The sequence below is a fragment of the Providencia sp. 2023EL-00965 genome (genome assembly GCF_033550225.1).
Classification (GTDB): Bacteria; Pseudomonadota; Gammaproteobacteria; order Enterobacterales; family Enterobacteriaceae; genus Providencia; species Providencia manganoxydans.
Window position 1 is genome coordinate 64006 of sequence record NZ_JAWUEH010000013.1, and the last position, 19852, is coordinate 83857.

Annotated in this window: 18 protein-coding genes and 1 other RNA gene; 5 read left to right on the plus strand and 14 right to left on the minus strand. The window is 41.2% G+C overall.

The genetic code is table 11. The features are described from left to right. The first annotated feature begins 139 nt into the window (after positions 1-139). The 3 genes from zapA to SC428_RS16055 all read left to right on the plus strand — a co-directional run bounded on the left by zapA (position 140) and on the right by SC428_RS16055 (position 1447). Positions 140-469: a cell division protein ZapA gene (gene zapA / locus SC428_RS16045; protein WP_070925299.1), complete on the plus strand. Its 330-nt coding sequence runs from the start codon at positions 140-142 to the stop codon at positions 467-469. 111 nt (positions 470-580) lie between these two features. Then, positions 581-763, plus strand: a non-coding RNA gene (ssrS, locus tag SC428_RS16050) — 6S RNA. A gap of 93 nt (positions 764-856) precedes the next feature. Then, positions 857-1447, plus strand: a complete 591-nt coding sequence (locus SC428_RS16055; RefSeq protein ID WP_318708801.1) for a 5-formyltetrahydrofolate cyclo-ligase — start codon at positions 857-859, stop codon at positions 1445-1447. A gap of 39 nt (positions 1448-1486) precedes the next feature. On the opposite strand, the gene serA is transcribed toward SC428_RS16055, so the two are convergent. Both serA and rpiA read right to left on the minus strand, forming a co-directional pair. Beyond that, positions 1487-2737, minus strand: a complete 1251-nt coding sequence (gene serA / locus SC428_RS16060; protein WP_070925297.1) for a phosphoglycerate dehydrogenase — start codon at positions 2735-2737, stop codon at positions 1487-1489. Positions 2738-3091: 354 nt separating this feature from the next. Further along, the gene (rpiA, locus tag SC428_RS16065) at positions 3092-3748 is read right to left on the minus strand and encodes a ribose-5-phosphate isomerase RpiA (protein ID WP_070925296.1); all 657 of its coding nucleotides are present in this window, start codon (positions 3746-3748) and stop codon (positions 3092-3094) included. Between the two features lie 184 nt (positions 3749-3932). Between rpiA and SC428_RS16070 the strand changes: the two genes are divergently transcribed. Then, positions 3933-4832, plus strand: a complete 900-nt coding sequence (locus SC428_RS16070) for a LysR family transcriptional regulator ArgP (protein ID WP_140181832.1) — start codon at positions 3933-3935, stop codon at positions 4830-4832. Here the strand turns inward: SC428_RS16070 and SC428_RS16075 are convergent. The 4 genes from SC428_RS16075 to SC428_RS16090 all read right to left on the minus strand — a co-directional run bounded on the left by SC428_RS16075 (position 4829) and on the right by SC428_RS16090 (position 7899). Beyond that, positions 4829-5563, minus strand: coding sequence for an oxidative stress defense protein (locus tag SC428_RS16075; RefSeq protein ID WP_070925295.1), 735 nt, complete (start codon positions 5561-5563; stop codon positions 4829-4831). The genes SC428_RS16070 and SC428_RS16075 overlap by 4 nt on opposite strands. A gap of 124 nt (positions 5564-5687) precedes the next feature. After that, positions 5688-6305 (minus strand): arginine exporter ArgO, encoded by a 618-nt coding sequence (argO, locus tag SC428_RS16080; RefSeq protein WP_070925294.1) that lies wholly within the window; start codon positions 6303-6305, stop codon positions 5688-5690. Between the two features lie 197 nt (positions 6306-6502). After that, positions 6503-7378 (minus strand): small-conductance mechanosensitive channel MscS, encoded by an 876-nt coding sequence (gene mscS / locus SC428_RS16085; protein ID WP_070925293.1) that lies wholly within the window; start codon positions 7376-7378, stop codon positions 6503-6505. Between the two features lie 149 nt (positions 7379-7527). Continuing rightward, a complete protein-coding gene (locus tag SC428_RS16090; RefSeq protein WP_070925292.1) occupies positions 7528-7899 on the minus strand; it encodes a YacL family protein in 372 nt (123 codons plus the stop codon). A gap of 212 nt (positions 7900-8111) precedes the next feature. On the opposite strand from SC428_RS16090, the gene SC428_RS16095 reads away from it, so the two are divergent. Next, the gene (locus tag SC428_RS16095) at positions 8112-8489 is read left to right on the plus strand and encodes a VOC family protein (RefSeq protein WP_318708807.1); all 378 of its coding nucleotides are present in this window, start codon (positions 8112-8114) and stop codon (positions 8487-8489) included. 105 nt (positions 8490-8594) lie between these two features. On the opposite strand, the gene acnB is transcribed toward SC428_RS16095, so the two are convergent. The 8 genes from acnB to aceE all read right to left on the minus strand — a co-directional run bounded on the left by acnB (position 8595) and on the right by aceE (position 19713). After that, complete coding sequence (gene acnB / locus SC428_RS16100; RefSeq protein WP_318708808.1) at positions 8595-11192, minus strand: bifunctional aconitate hydratase 2/2-methylisocitrate dehydratase; 2598 nt, start codon at positions 11190-11192, stop codon at positions 8595-8597. 561 nt (positions 11193-11753) lie between these two features. After that, positions 11754-12107 (minus strand): VOC family protein, encoded by a 354-nt coding sequence (locus tag SC428_RS16105; RefSeq protein WP_175442445.1) that lies wholly within the window; start codon positions 12105-12107, stop codon positions 11754-11756. A 138-nt stretch (positions 12108-12245) separates the two neighbouring features. Beyond that, positions 12246-12530, minus strand: a complete 285-nt coding sequence (locus SC428_RS16110) for a hypothetical protein (RefSeq protein WP_140186083.1) — start codon at positions 12528-12530, stop codon at positions 12246-12248. A gap of 148 nt (positions 12531-12678) precedes the next feature. Further along, positions 12679-12915, minus strand: coding sequence for a hypothetical protein (locus tag SC428_RS16115; protein WP_070925288.1), 237 nt, complete (start codon positions 12913-12915; stop codon positions 12679-12681). A gap of 129 nt (positions 12916-13044) precedes the next feature. After that, positions 13045-13281 carry a hypothetical protein gene (locus tag SC428_RS16120; RefSeq protein WP_070925287.1) on the minus strand — a complete coding sequence of 79 codons (237 nt, stop codon included), beginning with the start codon at positions 13279-13281 and terminating at the stop codon, positions 13045-13047. A 275-nt stretch (positions 13282-13556) separates the two neighbouring features. Beyond that, on the minus strand, positions 13557-14984 hold the full coding sequence (gene lpdA, locus SC428_RS16125) for a dihydrolipoyl dehydrogenase (protein ID WP_070925286.1): 1428 nt from the start codon (positions 14982-14984) through the stop codon (positions 13557-13559). 204 nt (positions 14985-15188) lie between these two features. Continuing rightward, the gene (gene aceF / locus SC428_RS16130; RefSeq protein ID WP_318708815.1) at positions 15189-17033 is read right to left on the minus strand and encodes a pyruvate dehydrogenase complex dihydrolipoyllysine-residue acetyltransferase; all 1845 of its coding nucleotides are present in this window, start codon (positions 17031-17033) and stop codon (positions 15189-15191) included. Positions 17034-17046: 13 nt separating this feature from the next. Continuing rightward, a complete protein-coding gene (gene aceE, locus SC428_RS16135; protein ID WP_070925284.1) occupies positions 17047-19713 on the minus strand; it encodes a pyruvate dehydrogenase (acetyl-transferring), homodimeric type in 2667 nt (888 codons plus the stop codon). Between the last annotated feature and the right edge of the window lie 139 nt (positions 19714-19852).

A 19852-nucleotide genomic window follows, 5' to 3' on the forward strand; every position in this document is an offset into this window, starting at 1 on the left:
TGAACACTATGACCCAACGAGTTAAGCGTACGTACTCACTATACCTTAACGCAAAGCCCCGCAACTCGAAGTATGACGAGTATATTTTTTTGACGCCGAACACAGATTTGTCGGCGAGTATTATTCGTATGGAGGGATCATGTCCGCACAGCCGGTTGACATTCAAATATTTGGGCGCTCAATGAGAGTCAACTGCCCTATTGAACAAAAAGAAGCATTAATTGCATCCGCTCAAGAGCTTGAACAGCGCTTACAAGATCTTAAAGATAGAAGCGGTGTAACAAATACAGAGCAGCTTATTTTTATTGTTGCATTGAACGTATGTCACGAATTAACACAAGAAAAGACAAAAACGCGTGATTATGCATATAATATGGAAGAGAAGATAAAAATGCTGCAACAGACGATCGAGCAAGCATTACACGATCAGGTAAAAATTACTGAGAGACAGGTTTTGCCTATTGGCTAAATTTGCTTAAAAATCATACATTAGTATAAAAAAATATATGAAAATGGGGTTGCATTTTCATCCCAATTTCATACAATGAAGTCCATAGAGTAGCAACAAGTACTCAACAGAATTTCTCTGAGATGCGCGTCAGTGGGTGAGTCCCCTGAGCCGATATTTCAAAAAAATAGAATGTGGTTATTGCGCTGGTGAGCACGCCTGATCCGCTCAGGAAGCCTAAAGGTTAGCTAAACTACGTTCACCTTGAACCAAGGGTTCAAGGGTTACAGCCTACAACGGCATCTTGGAGACCCCCCATTTTTCCCTTCGTGTTGTCTTTACCTTTGTTTCTATTATTACGTTATACTTGCGGTAATTTATTCGATTATTTCTGAGGTATATGAAACCATGGAAGATCAACTATCAGCTACCCGTCAACAAATTCGTCAGTCTACTCGAAAAAAACGCCAACAACTGAACGCTATTGAACAGCAAACTGCCGCACAAAAAATCATGCAACATGCTTTATTGCACTCGAAAGTCAGCCAAGCTAACAATATTGCATTATTTCTCGCCTTTGATGGGGAAATCGATACACAGCCGCTAATTAACGCATTATGGCAACAAAATAAAAACGTTTATCTCCCTGTTTTACACCCTTTCAATCGAAACAATCTATTATTTTTGCGTTATACCTCTGAAACCAACTTAGTTAAAAACCGTTTTAATATTGAAGAACCACCACTCGATGTCACTCAAGTGCTTCCACCAAACCAGCTCGATATTATGATGATCCCTCTGGTCGCTTTTGATGAACAAGGCCAACGCTTAGGTATGGGGGGAGGATTTTATGATAGAACATTGGCAAATTGGCAACACAAAGGTTTTTATCCTATAGGGTTAGCGCATGACTGCCAATATGTGAAGTCACTGCCTGCCGCACACTGGGATATTCCACTGCCAGAAATTATCACCCCTCAAAAAATATGGCACTGGTAACCAGTGCCATCAGATGACAAGCAGACAACAATTGATTAATTAGAACAATAAACGAGCGCGAATAGTGCCCGGTAGTTCTTTTAATTTCACCAAAATATCATCCGCTTGGTCAGGCTGCTGAGTAATGATATCGATCACTACATAGCCCACATTACCTGTAGTGCGCAAATACTGACCAACAACGTTAATGTTGTTCTCTGTGAATACTTGGTTAATGCTATTCATTATGCCTGGACGGTTTTCATGAATATGCAATAGACGGTTAGTATCTTCAGTATGTACCGGTAGAGAAACCTCTGGGAAGTTGACCGCAGATAATGTAGAACCATTATCAGAGTATTTGGCTAATTTGCTCGCAACTTCTAACCCGATATTTTCTTGAGCTTCTTCCGTCGAACCACCGATATGTGGAGTCAATATCACATTATCGAATTTAATTAATTCACTGACGAATGGGTCATTCGGATCATTGTTACCGGCAGGCTCTGTTGGGAACACATCTACCGCAGCACCTGATAAATGCTTGCTTTCTAATGCATCCGCTAAAGCAGGAATATCTACCACTGTTCCGCGTGAAGCATTGATAAAAATGGCCCCTGGCTTCATCAATTCAAATTGCGGTTTAGCAAACATGTTTTTAGTACTTGGTGTTTCAGGTACATGTAAGCTCACCACATCGCTCATATTTAATAGCTCAGCCATTGAACGAACTTGTGTTGCATTCCCCAAAGGTAATTTGTTTTCGATATCATAGAAGTAAACATCCATACCAATACCTTCAGCTAAGATCCCCAGCTGAGTACCGATATGACCATAGCCTACAATACCTAAACGTTTACCACGTGCTTCAAAACAACCTTTTGCTTGTTTTTCCCAAATACCGCGGTGGGCTTTCATGTTTGCTTCAGGGATACGACGCAGTAATAATAGTAATTGGCCAAGTACCATCTCTGCAACGGAACGAGTATTCGAGAAAGGCGCATTAAATACAGGGATCCCACGTTTAGCCGCAGCATCTAAATCGACTTGGTTAGTCCCAATACAGAAACAACCTACCGCGACCAGTTTTTCAGCCGCAGCAAAAACTTCTTCGGTCAAATGAGTACGGGAGCGAATACCGACAAAACGTGCATCTTTAATGGCTTCTTTTAATTCTTCATCCGACAGTGCACTTTTGTGATATTCAATATTGGTATAACCTGCTGCTTTTAGGTTATCCACCGCGCTGTGATGAACACCTTCCAATAATAAAAACTTAATTTTGTCTTTTTCCAAAGATACCTTGACCATTTACCCTACCCTATCATGCTTAAAATTCGTAACAGATGAATCTCCGGCTACCAACATAGCAAAAAATGGCACAGTATCAATACAATCGTTTGCCTAGCCCTAACTATCTAGCGCGAAGAAAAAGAAGTTATACGGAAGAAAATCAGGGGCGGTAACACAAAATAAGGATTTTGCCTATGTTATAAGCATTAGTGTGAGATATATCACCAAAATAGTGATAAATAAAAAATTGTGAATTTTTTTACTAATAGTTAATACCAGAAAAATCAATATTAAAAATATCCATCTACTCATAAAAAAAATAAACCAGTGAAATAATCACTGGTTTATGTCCATCTGAGGTACATTTAAACGCTATTTAATGGTTTTAACCCCTTCAGAGGTACCCATCAATACAACATCTGCCCCGCGATTCGCAAACAGGCCAACAGTGACCACACCTGCAATACCATTAATTTTATTTTCAAGGGCAACAGGATCAACAATGCTTAAATTATGAACATCTAAAATCACATTACCATTATCGGTAACGACATTTTGGCGATATTCAGGTGTTCCACCCAATTTTACTAACTCACGCGCCACGTAGCTGCGAGCCATTGGGATCACTTCAACAGGAAGTGGGAATTTACCCAATACATCAACTTGCTTTGATTGATCGACAATACAAACAAATGTTTTAGAAATGGCAGCAACAATTTTTTCACGAGTTAGCGCAGCGCCACCGCCTTTGATCATATTCATGTGATGATCAATTTCATCGGCACCATCGACATAAACATCTAATGAATCAACATCATTACAATCTAAAACAGGAATGCCTAACGCCTTAAGTTTTGCAGTAGACGCTTCTGAACTCGAAACTGCACCTTCTATCTGACCTTTCATTGTGGCAAGTGCATCAATAAAATGAGAAGCGGTAGAACCCGTTCCCACGCCAACAATCGTGCCAGGTTTTACGTAATCTAATGCTGCCCAACCTACTGCTTTTTTTAATTCGTCCTGAGTCATGCCCATGCCTTTTGCTATTTAAAATATCAATGAAGTTAGTGTTAGTAGTATATACTGGACACCCAACAAGTTCAGCTTTGTTCGCTATATTCTGTGATTTATACAATGTCATTAATATTTCAAGTGTTCTGCAATAAATTATGGCATATTAACCCATAGAATAACGACAAGGAGAATATCCCCAATGAAGCGCCCTGATTACCGCGCGTTGCAAGCACTGGATGCTGTCATTCGTGAAAGAGGATTTGAGCGCGCAGCTCAAAAACTGTGTATTACGCAGTCAGCTGTTTCACAACGGATCAAGCAATTAGAAAACCTATTTGGCCAGCCGCTACTTGTCCGGACAGTGCCACCGCATCCCACTGAGCAAGGGCAAAAGTTACTAGCATTGTTGCATCAAGTAGAATTATTGGAAGAACAATGGCTTGGTGATGAAAATGGTGGTTCAACGCCACTACTGCTTTCGCTTGCGGTCAACGCTGATAGCTTAGCAACATGGCTGTTACCGGCCCTCAACCCTGTGTTACGTAATAGCCCAATACGCTTAAATATCCAAGTGGAAGATGAAACGCGTACCCAAGAGCGTTTAAGACGCGGTGAAGTCGTTGGTGCGATCAGTATTCAACCACAAGCCCTACCGGGGTGCCTTGTCGACAAACTAGGGGCTTTGGATTACCTTTTTGTTGCGTCACCAGACTTTGCCGCAACTTATTTCCCTGATGGCGTCACGCGCTCATCGCTGCTTAAAGCGCCGGCTGTCGCATTCGACCATCTTGATGATATGCATCAAGCTTTTGTTCAGCAAAACTTCGGTTTATCGCCGGGGAGTGTTCCTTGCCATATCGTGAATTCATCAGAAGCATTTGTACAATTAGCCAAACAAGGGTCAACCTGTTGTATGATCCCACATTTGCAGATAGCGAATGAATTAAAAAATGGTGAGTTAGTAGATTTAACACCGGGGCTATATCAACGTCGTATGCTTTACTGGCATCGTTTTGCACCAGAAAGCCGCACGATGAAGAAAGTGACAGACGCCCTACTCAAAACAGGGCGCCTAATGTTGAAACAAGAAGAGATTTAACGTTTTAACTCAAAAACCACATCAACTTGGTCATTAAAATCAATACTCTGCTGCTCATAAGTTTCATTAACATCACGTTCAGGAGCAGCAGCAAGTACAGCTTTAGCACGATAGTTCATCACTGGCGCTGGGTATGGAACCGCATCAGGAGCACGATAATTGATACTGTATACCGGCCCTAACTGAACACTAAAACCTTTGGCCAATGCGTTAGCTTGCTCAATCGCATTTTTAATTGCTTTTTCACGTGCTTCATCACGATACTGTTGTGGATTATTCACACCAAACTGAACAGAATTAATTTCATTTAGTCCTGCTTTCAAAGCCCCATCCAGCAGTGTATTAAGCTGATCTAATTTAGTGACTTTAACTTCAACAGAGCGAACCGCCGTATAACCCACAATTGATGATTTTTGTGATTCTTTGTCATACTCATATTTAGGCTGAGTACGCACATTAGCAGCATTGATATCTTTCTTTTCAATGCCGTTTTGTTTTAAAAACTCAAAATACTCAGCAACACGTTTATCAACACCTGTTTTAGCGGCTGCTGCATCTTTCTCAGTAACTTCAACATTAATATTTAATGTTGCCATATCGGGTGATGCCTTAATAACTGCATTACCTGATGTCGTAATATGTGGGCCTTCAGGAAGTGGATTGGCTTGTGCAATAGCTGGAACCGCAATACCCGCCATCATGGCGGCAAGAACTAAAGACTTTAACTTCACAGGACCTCCTAAGAAATAATAACAAGAAAGTTGCCGTGATATTATCACTCACTAGCAACCTACATAAACCTTAGCACATACAATGTAAAGTTCGTTTCAGATTAATAAGAAATTACAATTATCCTTAATACCCTAATCCTTGTTTTGCTAATTGAATAGCAATAAACCACATTACTGTGCCAACAAATACATTAATAATACGTTGCGATAACGGTTTATTTAACACAGGTGAAAACCATGCCGCTAACATCGCTAATGCAAAAAACCAAACAAATGAAGCCGTCAACGCTCCCGCTGTAAACCAAGGGCGTAGTTGGCTTTCTAATTGACCGCCGACACTCCCCAACACCACGAAAGTATCTAAGTAAACATGTGGATTAAGCCATGTCACGGCAAACAACGTTATGATTACTCGCCAACGACTAGCGATTTGATGCTCTGCGCTTAACACCATATCATCGCGACTAAATGCGCTACGAAAAGCACCATACCCATACCATGTTAAAAATCCAACACCAGCCCATGTAATCAGCTGCATCAATATTTCAGATTGGCTAAGTAAAGCGCTACCACCAAATACCCCTGCAACGATTAATAACGTATCACTTAAAGAGCATAAAAATGCACTCATAATATGATATTGCTTTCGACTGCCCTGCTGTAATACGAAGGCATTTTGTGGTCCTAATGGAAGGATCATCGCTGCCCCAAGTAAAGCGCCCTGTAGATAAATAGTAAACATGCACTCATTCCAAATAATTATTCACTGTTTATGCGACAATTCTATCGATAAAAAATTATTAGTGAAAATTATTAATTCTTATAGAACATTAGCAAAACTACTTTCGTGATGAGGTATAAAAATGATAAGAAAGAAAGAAATGAAAACAGGGTAACGTATTCAACATACGCTACCCTGTTATGACACTCAGTCCACGATTATTCAGCAGATTGATTTTTGACGACAGTTTGTGATTGTTGGTGCAAATAGACATCCATTTGCGGGAAAGGAATACCAATTTTGTGCTCATCAAGAGCGCGTTTAAAGTTTTCCATCAGATCCCAATAAACAGGCCATGCATCACCATTCGTAGTCCAAAAACGAACCAAGTAATTCAATGATGATGGTGCCATTTCATTCAAACGAATGGTCACACCTTTATCATGTTGGATACGGCTATCAGCCGCAACAATATCACCCAACACTTTTTTCACTACATCGATGTCTGAATCATAAGCAACGCCAACTGTAATATCAGTACGACGATTTGGCTCACGTGAGACGTTAATAATACTATCTGCAATAATTTTACCGTTAGGGATGACAATAATACGGTCATCCGCGGTTCTCAGTGTCGTAGAGAAGATTTGTACATTTTGTACTGTACCTTCAACTGCACCAATCTTCACATATTCACCCGCACGTAATGGTCTAAATACCACCAATAAAACGCCCGCAGCAAAGTTACCCAATGAATTTTGTAACGCTAAACCAACTGCTAAACCTGCGGCACCCATTACGGCTATCACCGATGCCGTTTGAACACCAATTTTGCCAAGTACGGCAATAAATGTGAAGGCAATAATAGTATAACGCGCAATGGCAGATAAGAAATCACTCACTGTCGCATCAATGCCGCGAAGAGTCATGATACGGTGTAAACCACGACCTGCCCATTTCGCAACCATCATACCGACAATTAAGATGATAATGGCAGAAACAATATTCACCACATACTGAACTAACAGATCCTGATTTGCCGCAAACCAACTGGTTGCGTTATTCAACGCTCCTGTAACATCATCAGTATTCATAAAGCCCTCGAGTTTTTAAATTGAACAATATTGTGAATAAAATAACCACACTCTCCCAAAACTTAACCTTCTGACAGGCTAATCATGTGGTATCACTGTCGAATAATAACTGTAATTGCTAAAATCTGACAACATATCAAAACAAAAGTTTATTGCCTTTTATTTTCTAAGACAAATCGTCTATATTCATTAAGCATACTAAGAAAGTCATCAATGCCACAAAATGCGATGCTTTCATTATCATAATAACTCATTCCTTCTTCCAATCCATCCGTTTCGAAAGCGAGCTGATTCGCTTTGATCATCACCTCTTCTTCATCCAAAAACAGTGTATATTCGTGACCAATCAACTCCCACTGTTTTTCGCTACCTTTAACTGACTCGTAACTTTGTTCAATATCTTCGAGTAAGTTTAAGTCGCCTTTTACCTCTTCATTAAGCCAATAACCAATCGCCTCATGATCCATCGAAAATTTTGCTGATATCTCGCCTGTAATATCTTGAAAAAATTGGTAATCCATAACTCACCTCTACCAGACGTTATTACGCTTAATTATACCCTTAGTTACGTATTATTGTTGGTATAAAAATAATATTGTTATGCCATAAAGCGCACAGAAATCGCCAACACATCTAAGTATTAAACTAAAATGAATGAGGTAAGAAATGGGAGTAATTGCAAAGTAATTAAGCTAAGTAAATTATAAAGAATATTTGGAGGGATGACTGGCTTATGATTAACCATATCGACCATTTAGTGTTAACGACCACGAATCAAAATTTATGTATTGATTTCTACACCCGTGTTTTGAAAATGAATTTAGTCACATTTGGTGAACAGCGCTATGCAATACAATTTGGTCAACAAAAAATAAACATTCACCAGTACGGTCAAGAATTTGAGCCTAAAGCTCACTTGCCTGTCCCTGGCTCACTTGATTTATGCTTTATCAGTGACATACCGCTAGAACAGGTTATTGAACATATTCAAAATCAAAAAATGACTATTATTGATGGCCCCATCAAACGCACAGGCGCAATGGGGGATATTTTATCCATTTATATTCGAGATCCCGATTTGAACCTAATTGAAATATCAAACTATTGTTGATTGCTCATTTTGATAATTAATTACTCAATCATAACCCACACTATTACAATAGTAATAAAAAAGGCTCTGAACATTTCAGAGCCTTTAAATAATATAACTTAATGGTTAAACGGCAGTTTGGAAAATAACGCCATCTGCTTTTTCAGTGTATTGTTCTAACTGATCAAAGTTTAGATAACGATAGGTATCTGCTGCGGTTTCATCAACCTTATCCATAAACTGTAAGTATTCCGCAGGTGTCGGTAGACGACCTAACAAAGAAGAAACAGCAGCAAGTTCAGCTGATGCTAGGAATACATTTGCCCCAGTACCTAAGCGGTTAGGGAAGTTACGTGTAGAAGTTGAAACAACCGTTGCACCATCAGCAACACGAGCTTGGTTACCCATACATAATGAACAACCTGGGACTTCAATACGTGCCCCACTCTTACCAAATACGCTGTAATAACCTTCTTCGGTTAATTGCGCTGCATCCATCTTAGTTGGTGGAGCAACCCATAAACGCGTTGGTAGTTGACCTTTGTGCTGATCAAGCAGTTTACCTGCCGCACGGAAGTGACCAATATTTGTCATACAAGAACCGATAAAGACTTCATCGATTTTCTCGTTCTGTACTGCTGATAATAAACGAGCATCATCAGGGTCATTAGGTGCACACAGAATGGGTTCTTTGATTTCATTCAAATCAATTTCAATCACTGCGGTATATTCCGCATCGGCATCACCTTCAAGCAGTTGCGGATCGGCTAACCAGCTTTCCATCCCTTTGATACGACGCTCAATCGTACGACGATCACCATACCCTTCGGCAATCATCCACTTCAAGAGGGTAATGTTAGACTGTAAATATTCAATAATTGGCGCTTTATCTAATTTAATCGTACAACCCGCCGCAGAACGCTCGGCTGAAGCATCAGCAAGTTCAAATGCTTGCTCAACTTTCAGCTCAGGTAAGCCTTCAATTTCCAAAATACGGCCAGAGAAAATGTTTTTCTTACCTTTCTTCTCAACAGTCAGTAAACCCTCTTTAATCGCATATAATGGGATTGCATGTACCAGATCACGTAATGTGATACCCGGTTGCATTTCACCTTTAAAGCGAACCAGCACAGACTCAGGCATATCAAGAGGCATAACCCCTGTTGCTGCTGCAAATGCAACCAGACCTGAACCCGCAGGGAAAGAGATACCAATAGGGAAACGAGTATGTGAGTCACCACCTGTACCGACAGTATCAGGCAGTAGCATACGGTTTAACCATGAGTGGATAATACCGTCACCCGGACGTAAAGAAACCCCACCGCGGTTCATAATAAAATCAGGCAGTGTATGGTGAGTCGTCACGTCAACAGGTTTTGGGTAAGCCGCAGTATGACAGAATGACTGCATCACGAGATCTGCGGAGAAACCTAAGCACGCTAAATCTTTCAATTCGTCACGTGTCATTGGCCCTGTCGTATCTTGAGAGCCTACAGAGGTCATTTTAGGTTCACAATATTCACCGGGGCGAATACCTGGGCGACCACATGCACGGCCTACCATTTTTTGTGCTAAAGAAAAACCACGGTTACTTTGTGCAACAGATTTGGCATGACGGAAAACGTTAGTTGGCTCTAAACCTAATGATTCACGCGCTTTTGAAGTTAAGCCGCGACCGATGATCAGAGGAATACGACCACCCGCACGTACTTCATCAATCAATACATCTGTTTTGAGTTCAAATGTTTCTAGCAGCTCGCCCGTTTCGTGGTTACGAACTTCACCTTTATATGGATAAATATCAATGACATCGCCCATATTCAGTTTAGAAACATCCACCTCAATAGGTAGTGCTCCCGCATCTTCCATGGTGTTAAAGAAGATTGGGGCAATTTTGCCACCAAGCACAACACCACCGCCGCGTTTGTTAGGGACAAATGGAATATCATCACCCATAAACCACAGTACTGAGTTAGTTGCTGATTTACGAGAAGACCCCGTACCGACAACATCACCCACATAAGCTAATGGGAAACCTTTCTTATTTAATTCATCAATTTGCTTGATTGGTCCTACGTTACCTGCATCATCAGGTACGATACCGTCGCGGGCATTTTTCAGCATCGCGAGTGCGTGTAACGGAATATCAGGACGTGACCATGCATCTGGCGCTGGTGATAGATCATCAGTGTTAGTTTCACCAGTGACTTTGAATACTGTTACTGTCAGTTTTTCAGCCAGTTCTGGGCGCTCTAAGAACCATTTGGCATCAGCCCATGACTCGATAACTTGCTTAGCATACTCATTACCTGCTTTCGCTTTTTCTTCCACATCATAGAAGTTATCGAACATTAATAAGGTATGTGAAAGTGCTTTAGCCGCAATAGGTGCAAGTTTTGCATCGTCTAAAGCTTCGATAAGCGCATGGATATTGTATCCACCCTGCATAGTGCCGAGTAGTTCGACTGCTTTTTCAGGGGAGATAAGAGGAGAGGCGGTTTCACCTTTCGCGATAGCGGCTAAAAAGCCAGCTTTGACATAGGCTGCTTCATCAACACCAGGGGGTACACGGTTGGTCAGCAGGTCTAACAGGAAATCTTCTTCACCTTTAGGTGGATTTTTCAGTAGTTCTACCAGTGCAGCTACTTGTGCAGCATCTAACGGCTTAGGGACGATCCCTTGAGCGGCACGCTCGGCCACGTGCTTACGGTAATCTTCTAGCACGACGTTCTCCTCGCTTCATTGTAATTTATATACCCGGCTGTCTGCACCATCCTGACAAAAATTATCATCCGGTGCCAGGTCAGAGGAATTTGCTCGCATAATCTCAATGGCGGTAAAATTATGCCCAGCTTCGGGCGTTCAGCATAGCAGAGTTTAAATAGAATGTTAATTCATTCACAAGAAAGCAACATTCTTCTACTTACTTTAGGCCCTAATCATCAATTACAGGTTGTTTTTAGTTTAAGATCCTATAATCAGTCACAAAAAGCAGATATAAACTCTAGATAATTCAAGATGTAGCTAAGTGATAAGTGAATCAACCACTAACAGCATAAAGCACGGTAACGCATGTGATACCTTAATAAAAAGCGTTACAGCTTGAAATAAGAGTGTATAGCCTTACTTTTTATAATACATTTATACCGTTAACGCACCCTATTTTGCGTCCTTTTTCATCAGCTATCACAAATTATCTTTTTTATCGTGATTTTATTTATACATCTAATTGATAAGGAAAATCATTGCGATTGGTTTTAACTTTTTTAACGGTTTTAATTGATTTTATTGCCCTTTTAATCCGATCAAATTACCAAATGGATCTTCGAACTGACACATTCGCTTGTTACTATCGATTAACATTGGCCCACGATACAATTTCGCGCCTAAAGTTATCAGATGCTTCATTGCCGCATCTAAAGATTCAGTTTGCCAGTAAAGTACCGTTCCTCGTTTACCTTCTCTGACTTTTTCATCTGCTTGGACAATTTCAATGGTGAAATCTCCTACATGTAATAGCGTGAAATCAAACTCGGGGAGGTATTCAGCAATTGCTTGTGGAAAGGCCCGTTGATACCAAGCCAAACCTACGGGAACATCAGGTACATGAATTAAAATTGCAGTAGGTATCAGCTTCATGAGATTTGCTTATTGATATAAGATATAGGAGTTAATTTATACTGATAATACGTTAGGTTAGCTATAAATTGAAGAGCCGCCAATAAGTGTGTAAGCAATGTTCAAGCAACCACTACTTACACACTTGCTATTATCAAATTATATTGAATGCTTTTCTGCTAAATAGCGTAAAATGGCAGCGATATTCTTTAAGTTATGCCTTACTAAAAGCGCTTTTTCTGTAGCCTCATATAAAATGGCATAGTCATCCTCTAACTGCCCGATATCTAATTGAGTCGGTTCATTATAAACATCATAAATAGATTCAGAAGGCACATTCCAATAAAAGTCTGAATCTAGGTCAATATTATCTATCCCCTGTTCTTTCATTTCATTGAAAATTGTTATCACAGCCTCTTCCAATAAATTAAGCTTTATTTTCATACTTTACTCTTTACCATTTATAATTGCATTTACTCAGTGAAATTACTAATAGTGAGTAAGGTTATTCAATAAATGATCTAGTATTTATACAATAAAGCCTCAATAATTTATCATTTAATTATTAAGGCTTTAGTAATTCAAGATTTCATTAATTGAGCAATTCTAATTTTGTTTCATTTAAAATAGAGATGAATACATCTAAAGGAAATTTCATTTCTACCTCTTCAGCCAATAGCCGACTATCATTGAAAAATTCAATTTCAACTTCATTTGGCCCTTTATCTTTATTAATTTGACAAAGTATCTGCCCTTTATAAGATATCTCGGCAGTTAATTTTTCATATCGAGAATCACTAAAAAAATCCACACTAAAATCATTTTTCATACATGCTACCTTTTTGGGTCTAATAAGCCCGAGAATGAGCAATCTAAATTAGAATGAATGCCTTTCCATTGAAATCATTAATAAAGCATCTAGAAGCCCTTTGACATTATTGCTTATTTAGTTAAATACTCACTGTTTTTTCAATGTATCTCTGGCTTCAATTAATATTGAAATTAGATCATCTAAAGGCATTTTAGCCGTAAAACCACGAGAAACATCAGAGCCAAACAGTTCAACTTCTAAATTATCTATGCCTTGTTCTTGATTGATTTCTACAATTCGCTCCCAATTTAATTGAACTTCCAATGTTAAATTTTCATACTCCATTGGACTTGAAAAAAATAATTCTAATTTATTATCTTTCACTTTATAGCCCTCTTTGGATCTATACTCTAAATAATTCGAGGTGCAGGTAGGCGACAAGTGAATGAGTCGCTAGAAGCATAGAAAACTATGTGACTGGCGCGAGTGAGCGATGTCAACACCCCTGCAACTTGAAGTATGACGAGTATAAATAAACCTACCACCAAATATAACTCTCTATAAAAGCAAAAAAGCCAATGTGCTTCCACATTGGCTTTTATATACTTTCCTAATAAACAACCAATTTAACAGGCTATTTATCAAGGCGACCTAAGAAATTATTTTTTCTTTTTCGCTTTAGCATTTGGCAAGTCAGTAATACTACCTTCGTAGATTTCTGCCGCCATACCGATTGATTCGTACAGTGTTGGGTGAGCATGAATAGTTAATGCGATATCTTCTGCATCACAACCCATTTCGATTGCTAAGCCGATTTCACCTAGCAGCTCGCCACCATTAACACCAACAACCGCACCACCGATAACACGGTTAGATTGCTTGTCGAAAATCAGCTTAGTCATACCTTCAGAGCAATCAGATGCGATCGCACGGCCAGAAGCAGCCCATGGGAAAGTTGCCACTTCATAGCTGATGTTTTTCTCTTTCGCTTCTTTCTCAGTCAAACCAACCCAAGCAACTTCTGGTTCAGTATAAGCGATTGAAGGAATAACTTTAGGATCGAAGTAATGTTTCAGACCAGAGATAACTTCCGCTGCAACATGGCCTTCGTGAACACCTTTGTGTGCCAACATTGGTTGACCCACGATATCACCGATAGCAAAGATGTGAGGTACGTTAGTACGCATTTGCTTATCAACATGGATGAAGCCACGATCGTCAACTTCAACACCTGCTTTGCCAGCATCTAGGTTTTTGCCATTTGGTACGCGACCAATCGCAACCAGAACTGCATCATAACGTTGAGGTTCAGCAGACGCTTTTTTACCTTCCATAGAAACATAAATACCGTCTTCTTTCGCTTCAACAGCAGTGACTTTTGTTTCTAATAGTAGGTTGAATTTTTTGCTGATTTGTTTGGTGAATACTTTAACCACATCTTTATCCGCAGCAGGGATAACTTGGTCAAACATTTCAACCACATCAATCTGTGAACCCAGAGCATGATAAACAGTACCCATTTCCAGACCGATAATACCACCACCCATAACTAGCAGACGCTCAGGAACTTCTTTCAGCTCAAGCGCATCTGTAGAATCCCAAATACGAGGATCTTCATGAGGAATGAATGGCAATTGAATAGGACGTGAGCCCGCAGCAATGATTGCATTATCAAAGTTGATAGTGGTGCTGCCGTTTTCGCCTTCAACAACCAGTGTGTTAGCACCAGTAAATTTGCCTAGACCGTTAACTACGTTAACTTTACGGCCTTTCGCCATACCAGCCAGACCACCAGTCAGCTGATTGATGACTTTTTCTTTCCACAGGCGCACTTTAGAGATGTCTGTTTTTGGCTCACCAAAAACAATACCGTGTTCAGCCAGTGCTTTTGCTTCTTCAATCACTTTTGCAACATGCAACAGTGCTTTAGAAGGGATACAACCAACATTCAAACAAACGCCACCCAGAGTTGAGTAACGTTCTACTAATACAGTTTCTAAACCTAAGTCAGCGCAACGGAAAGCCGCAGAATACCCTGCAGGGCCTGCACCAAGTACCACTACTTGGGCTTTAATTTCAGTACTCATCATGACCTCTTTTTGTTTTGTCCTGCGGGGGCAGCCAAAAACGAATGATCCCACAGGAAAATACACACCGCGAGCAGTTTACAGAATTGTTAACATCCTGAAAAGGCTGAATGCGTGATGCAACTCCCAACCTTTCGCTGCAACAGCGAAAAACTCTGCCCCAGCCTAAATAAAACAGACCGGTCAATTGACCGGCCTAATTTATTACATAACCAGACGGCGAATATCGCTCATCAATTGTCCAACTAGCGTGATGAAACGCGCACCATCAGCGCCATCAATCACACGGTGGTCAAATGACAGAGACATTGGCAACATTAGGCGAGGAACAAACTCACTACCATTCCAAACTGGTTTGATAGCAGAGCGCGACAGACCCATAATTGCCACTTCTGGCGCATTCACGATAGGTGCAAAACCGGTAGTACCGATACCACCTAGGCTAGAAATCGTGAAGCAACCGCCTTGCATGTCAGCTGCGGTCAGTTTACCTGCACGCGCTTTCTTAGAAACTTCACCCAGCTCGCGAGACAGTTCCATAATGCCTTTTTTGTTCACATCTTTGAAAACAGGAACAACTAAGCCATTAGGTGTATCAACTGCGATACCGATGTTGATGTATTTTTTCAGGAACAGACGCTGTGCATCTTCTGAAATAGAGCTGTTGAAACGTGGCATTTCTTCCAGAGCACGTGCAACTGCTTTCATCACAAAGACCAGTGGCGTGATTTTCACACCCAGCTGTTTCTTCTCAGCTTCTTTGTTTTGTTGCTTACGGAACTCTTCAACTTCAGTGGTATCAACCTCTTCCATCAGCGTTACGTGAGGGATCATCACCCAGTTACGGCTCAGGTTAGCACCAGAGATTTTTTGGATGCGGCCAAGTTCAACTTCTTCAACTTCACCAAACTTGCTGTAATCCACTTTCGGCCACGGCAACATACCTGGTAAGCCGCCCCCCGCTGCTGCTGGCGATTCTGCACGCTTAACCGCATCTTTAACGTAAGCTTGAACGTCTTCACGCAGAATACGACCTTTACGACCTGTACCCTTCACTTTCGCTAAGTTAACACCAAATTCACGCGCTAAACGACGAATAACAGGTGTTGCATGGATATAAGCATCATTCTCAACAAATTCATTTTTGTTGTCAGCCGCTTTTGCTGGTGCTGCCGCAGGAGCTGGAGCAGATGCCGCTGGAGCAGGGGCTGATGCTGCTGGTGCTGCGCCTGCCACTTCAAAGGTCATGATCAGCGAGCCAGTTTTCACTTTATCGCCAGTCGCAATCTTAATTTCTTTTACCGTACCTGCGAATGGTGCTGGCACTTCCATTGAAGCCTTATCACCTTCAACAGTAATGATTGATTGCTCAGCTGAAACGCTATCACCGACTTTGACCATCACTTCAGTGACTTCAACTTCATCACCACCGATGTCTGGTACATTAACATCTTTGATTGCCGCAGCTGCTGGTGCCACCGGAGCTGCTGCTGGAGCAGAAGCCGCTACCGGTGCTGCGCCCGCCACTTCAAAGACCATGATCAGTGAACCCGTTTTCACTTTGTCGCCAGCGGCAATTTTGATCTCTTTAACTGTACCCGCAAATGGTGCAGGCACTTCCATTGAAGCTTTATCGCCTTCAACGGTGATCAAAGATTGTTCTTCGGTAACGCTATCACCAACTTTGACCATAATTTCAGTGACTTCAACTTCATCGCCACCGATATCTGGTACTGCTACTTCTTTCAAAGCCGCTGCTGCTGGTGCTGCTGCCGGAGCTGCTGGAGCTTCAGCTGGCGCAGCTGCTGCTGCACCTTCTGCTGATTCAAACACCATAATTAATTTGCCAGTGGTCACTTTATCGCCAACAGCAATTTTAATTTCTTTTACCACACCTGCTTGAGGAGAGGGTACTTCCATAGAAGCTTTGTCACCTTCAACCGTGATCAAAGATTGTTCTGCTTCTACTTTATCACCAACTTTAACCATCACTTCGGTGACTTCAACTTCATCAGCACCGATATCAGGCACTTGGATTTCAATAGACATTGATTATTACCTCTTATGCCAGACGTGGATTAACTTTTTCTGGGTTGATGTTGTATTTTTTAATCGCTTCTTCAACGACTTTAACATCAATCTCACCACGTTTAGCCAACTCACCTAACGCCGCAACAATCACATATGAAGTATCAACTTCGAAGTGGTGACGTAGGTTTTCACGGCTGTCAGAACGACCGAAACCATCAGTACCCAATACGCGATAGTCGCTTGCTGGTACATAAGTACGGATTTGTTCTGCAAACAGTTTCATGTAGTCAGTAGATGCAACTGCTGGCGCATCATTCATCACTTGAGCAACATATGGCACACGTGGTTCTTGAGATGGGTGCAGCATGTTCCAACGTTCACAATCTTGGCCATCACGCGCCAATTCAGTGAATGAAGTTACGCTGTAGACATCAGAGCCAATACCGTATTCAGTAGACAGTACATTCGCAGCTTCACGGACATGGCGCATCATTGAACCAGAACCTAACAGCTGAACTTTACCTTTACTACCTTCAATTGAAGCCAGTTTGTAGATACCTTTGCGGATACCTTCTTCTGCGCCTTCTGGCATTGCTGGCATATGATAGTTTTCATTCAGAGTCGTGATGTAGTAGTACACGTTCTCTTGTTTTTCACCATACATACGCTCCAAACCATCTTGCATGATCACAGCCACTTCATAAGCAAATGCTGGGTCATAAGAGATACAGTTAGGAATCGTCAGTGACTGAATATGGCTATGACCATCTTCGTGTTGTAAGCCTTCACCATTTAAGGTTGTACGGCCTGAAGTACCACCAATTAAGAAGCCACGAGCCTGCTGGTCACCTGCTGCCCACATCAGGTCACCAATACGTTGGAAACCGAACATTGAGTAGTAGATATAGAATGGGATCATTGGCAGGTTGTTGGTGCTGTATGAGGTTGCAGCCGCTAACCATGATGAGCCTGCGCCCAATTCGTTGATACCTTCTTGCAGAATTTGACCTTTAGAATCTTCTTTATAGTAAGCAACTTGCTCACGATCCTGTGGTGTATACTGCTGGCCTTTAGGGCTGTAGATACCGATTTGACGGAACAGACCTTCCATACCAAAGGTACGCGCTTCATCAGCGATGATTGGCACTAAACGTTCTTTAATAGAATTGTTTTTCAACATCACGTTTAACGCACGAACAAATGCGATAGTGGTTGAAATTTCTTTTGATTGCTCTTCAAGTAATTGATTGAAATCTGACAGTGCAGGAATTTCTAATTTTTCATCGAAGTGAGTACGACGAGCTGGCAAGTAACCGCCAAGGGCTTGACGACGCTCATGCAGATATTTGTACTCTTCTGAATCTTTTTCAAAAGTGATATATGGCAGGTTTTCAATTTGATCATCTGCAACAGGCACATTGAACTGATCACGGAAGTGGCGAACACCATCCATGTTCATTTTTTTCACTTGGTGAGCAATGTTTTTACCTTCTGCTGTTTCACCCATACCATAACCTTTGATGGTTTGAGCTAAAATAACAGTTGGTTTGCCTTTAGTTTCTTTCGCTTTTTGGAATGCTGCATACACTTTCTTCGGATCGTGACCACCACGGTTCAGCGCCCAAATTTCATCATCAGTCATATCTTTAACTAATGCAGCAGTCTCTGGGTAACGATTGAAGAAATGCTCACGCACGTACGCACCGTCACGTGATTTAAATGTTTGGTAATCGCCATCAAGGGTTTCGTTCATTAATTGAACAAGTTTACCGCTGGTGTCTTTACGCAGCAGTTCATCCCAACGATCGCCCCACATAACTTTGATAACTTGCCAGCCAGCACCACTGAAGATGCCTTCAAGTTCATTAACGATTTTACCGTTACCTGTTACTGGACCATCTAAACGCTGTAAGTTACAGTTGATAACAAATACAAGGTTATCTAACTTGTCACGCGTTGCGATAGTAATCGCACCTTTCGATTCTGGCTCATCCATCTCACCATCACCTAAGAATGCGTAAACACGTTGTGCTGAAGTATCTTTCAGACCACGATTCTCTAAATATTTCAGGAATTTAGCTTGATAGATCGCATTGATTGGACCTAGACCCATTGATACTGTTGGGAATTGCCAGAAATCAGGCATCAATTTAGGGTGTGGATAAGAAGATAGACCTTTACCACCAATTTCTTGACGGAAGTTATTCATCTGCTCTTCAGTCAAACGACCTTCTAAGAATGCGCGAGCGTAGATCCCTGGAGATATATGCCCTTGGAAGAAGACCAGATCGCCACCGTCATTGTTGTTATGAGCGCGGAAGAAATGGTTGAAACATACTTCATATAAAGTCGCAGAAGACTGGAATGATGCCATATGACCACCCAGTTCCAAATCTTTCTTAGAAGCACGCAAAACAGTCATTACTGCGTTCCAACGAATCGCGGAGCGAATACGGCGCTCCAAATCCATGTTACCAGGGTATGCAGGCTCGTCTTCAACAGCGATAGTGTTGATATAATCAGAATGACTAGATGCACCAGCAGCAATATTTACGCCGCCTTTACGTGCTTCACTCAATACCTGTTCGATAATGAACTGAGCACGATCAACACCTTCTTCACGGATGACCGATTCAATCGCCTGTAGCCAGTCGCGAGTTTCAATCGGATCCACGTCATTTTTCAACATATCTGACATGGTGTATTCCTTATCTGTTATCTATTTTTTAATGTTTTTACTCGTCATACTTCAAGTTGTAGTGCTTTCCGTTAAGGGATAGTGACTTCATTCACTCGCTGCTCATCACATACTTATGTACGCTCCTAGAAACTCATGG

What these genes read in the sequence shown, in the direction of transcription:
- mscS (WP_070925293.1), bottom strand. Translation starts at nt 7,378, where the DNA reads ATGAATACTGATGATGTTACAGGAGCGTTGAATAACGCAACCAGTTGG.
- lpdA (WP_070925286.1), bottom strand. Translation starts at nt 14,984, where the DNA reads ATGAGTACTGAAATTAAAGCCCAAGTAGTGGTACTTGGTGCAGGCCCT.
- zapA (WP_070925299.1), top strand. Translation starts at nt 140, where the DNA reads ATGTCCGCACAGCCGGTTGACATTCAAATATTTGGGCGCTCAATGAGA.
- SC428_RS16070 (WP_140181832.1), top strand. Translation starts at nt 3,933, where the DNA reads ATGAAGCGCCCTGATTACCGCGCGTTGCAAGCACTGGATGCTGTCATT.
- aceF (WP_318708815.1), bottom strand. Translation starts at nt 17,033, where the DNA reads ATGTCTATTGAAATCCAAGTGCCTGATATCGGTGCTGATGAAGTTGAA.
- SC428_RS16090 (WP_070925292.1), bottom strand. Translation starts at nt 7,899, where the DNA reads ATGGATTACCAATTTTTTCAAGATATTACAGGCGAGATATCAGCAAAA.
- aceE (WP_070925284.1), bottom strand. Translation starts at nt 19,713, where the DNA reads ATGTCAGATATGTTGAAAAATGACGTGGATCCGATTGAAACTCGCGAC.
- argO (WP_070925294.1), bottom strand. Translation starts at nt 6,305, where the DNA reads ATGTTTACTATTTATCTACAGGGCGCTTTACTTGGGGCAGCGATGATC.
- SC428_RS16115 (WP_070925288.1), bottom strand. Translation starts at nt 12,915, where the DNA reads ATGAAAAATGATTTTAGTGTGGATTTTTTTAGTGATTCTCGATATGAA.
- SC428_RS16110 (WP_140186083.1), bottom strand. Translation starts at nt 12,530, where the DNA reads ATGAAAATAAAGCTTAATTTATTGGAAGAGGCTGTGATAACAATTTTC.
- SC428_RS16055 (WP_318708801.1), top strand. Translation starts at nt 857, where the DNA reads ATGGAAGATCAACTATCAGCTACCCGTCAACAAATTCGTCAGTCTACT.
- SC428_RS16105 (WP_175442445.1), bottom strand. Translation starts at nt 12,107, where the DNA reads ATGAAGCTGATACCTACTGCAATTTTAATTCATGTACCTGATGTTCCC.
- serA (WP_070925297.1), bottom strand. Translation starts at nt 2,737, where the DNA reads ATGGTCAAGGTATCTTTGGAAAAAGACAAAATTAAGTTTTTATTATTG.
- SC428_RS16095 (WP_318708807.1), top strand. Translation starts at nt 8,112, where the DNA reads ATGATTAACCATATCGACCATTTAGTGTTAACGACCACGAATCAAAAT.
- rpiA (WP_070925296.1), bottom strand. Translation starts at nt 3,748, where the DNA reads ATGACTCAGGACGAATTAAAAAAAGCAGTAGGTTGGGCAGCATTAGAT.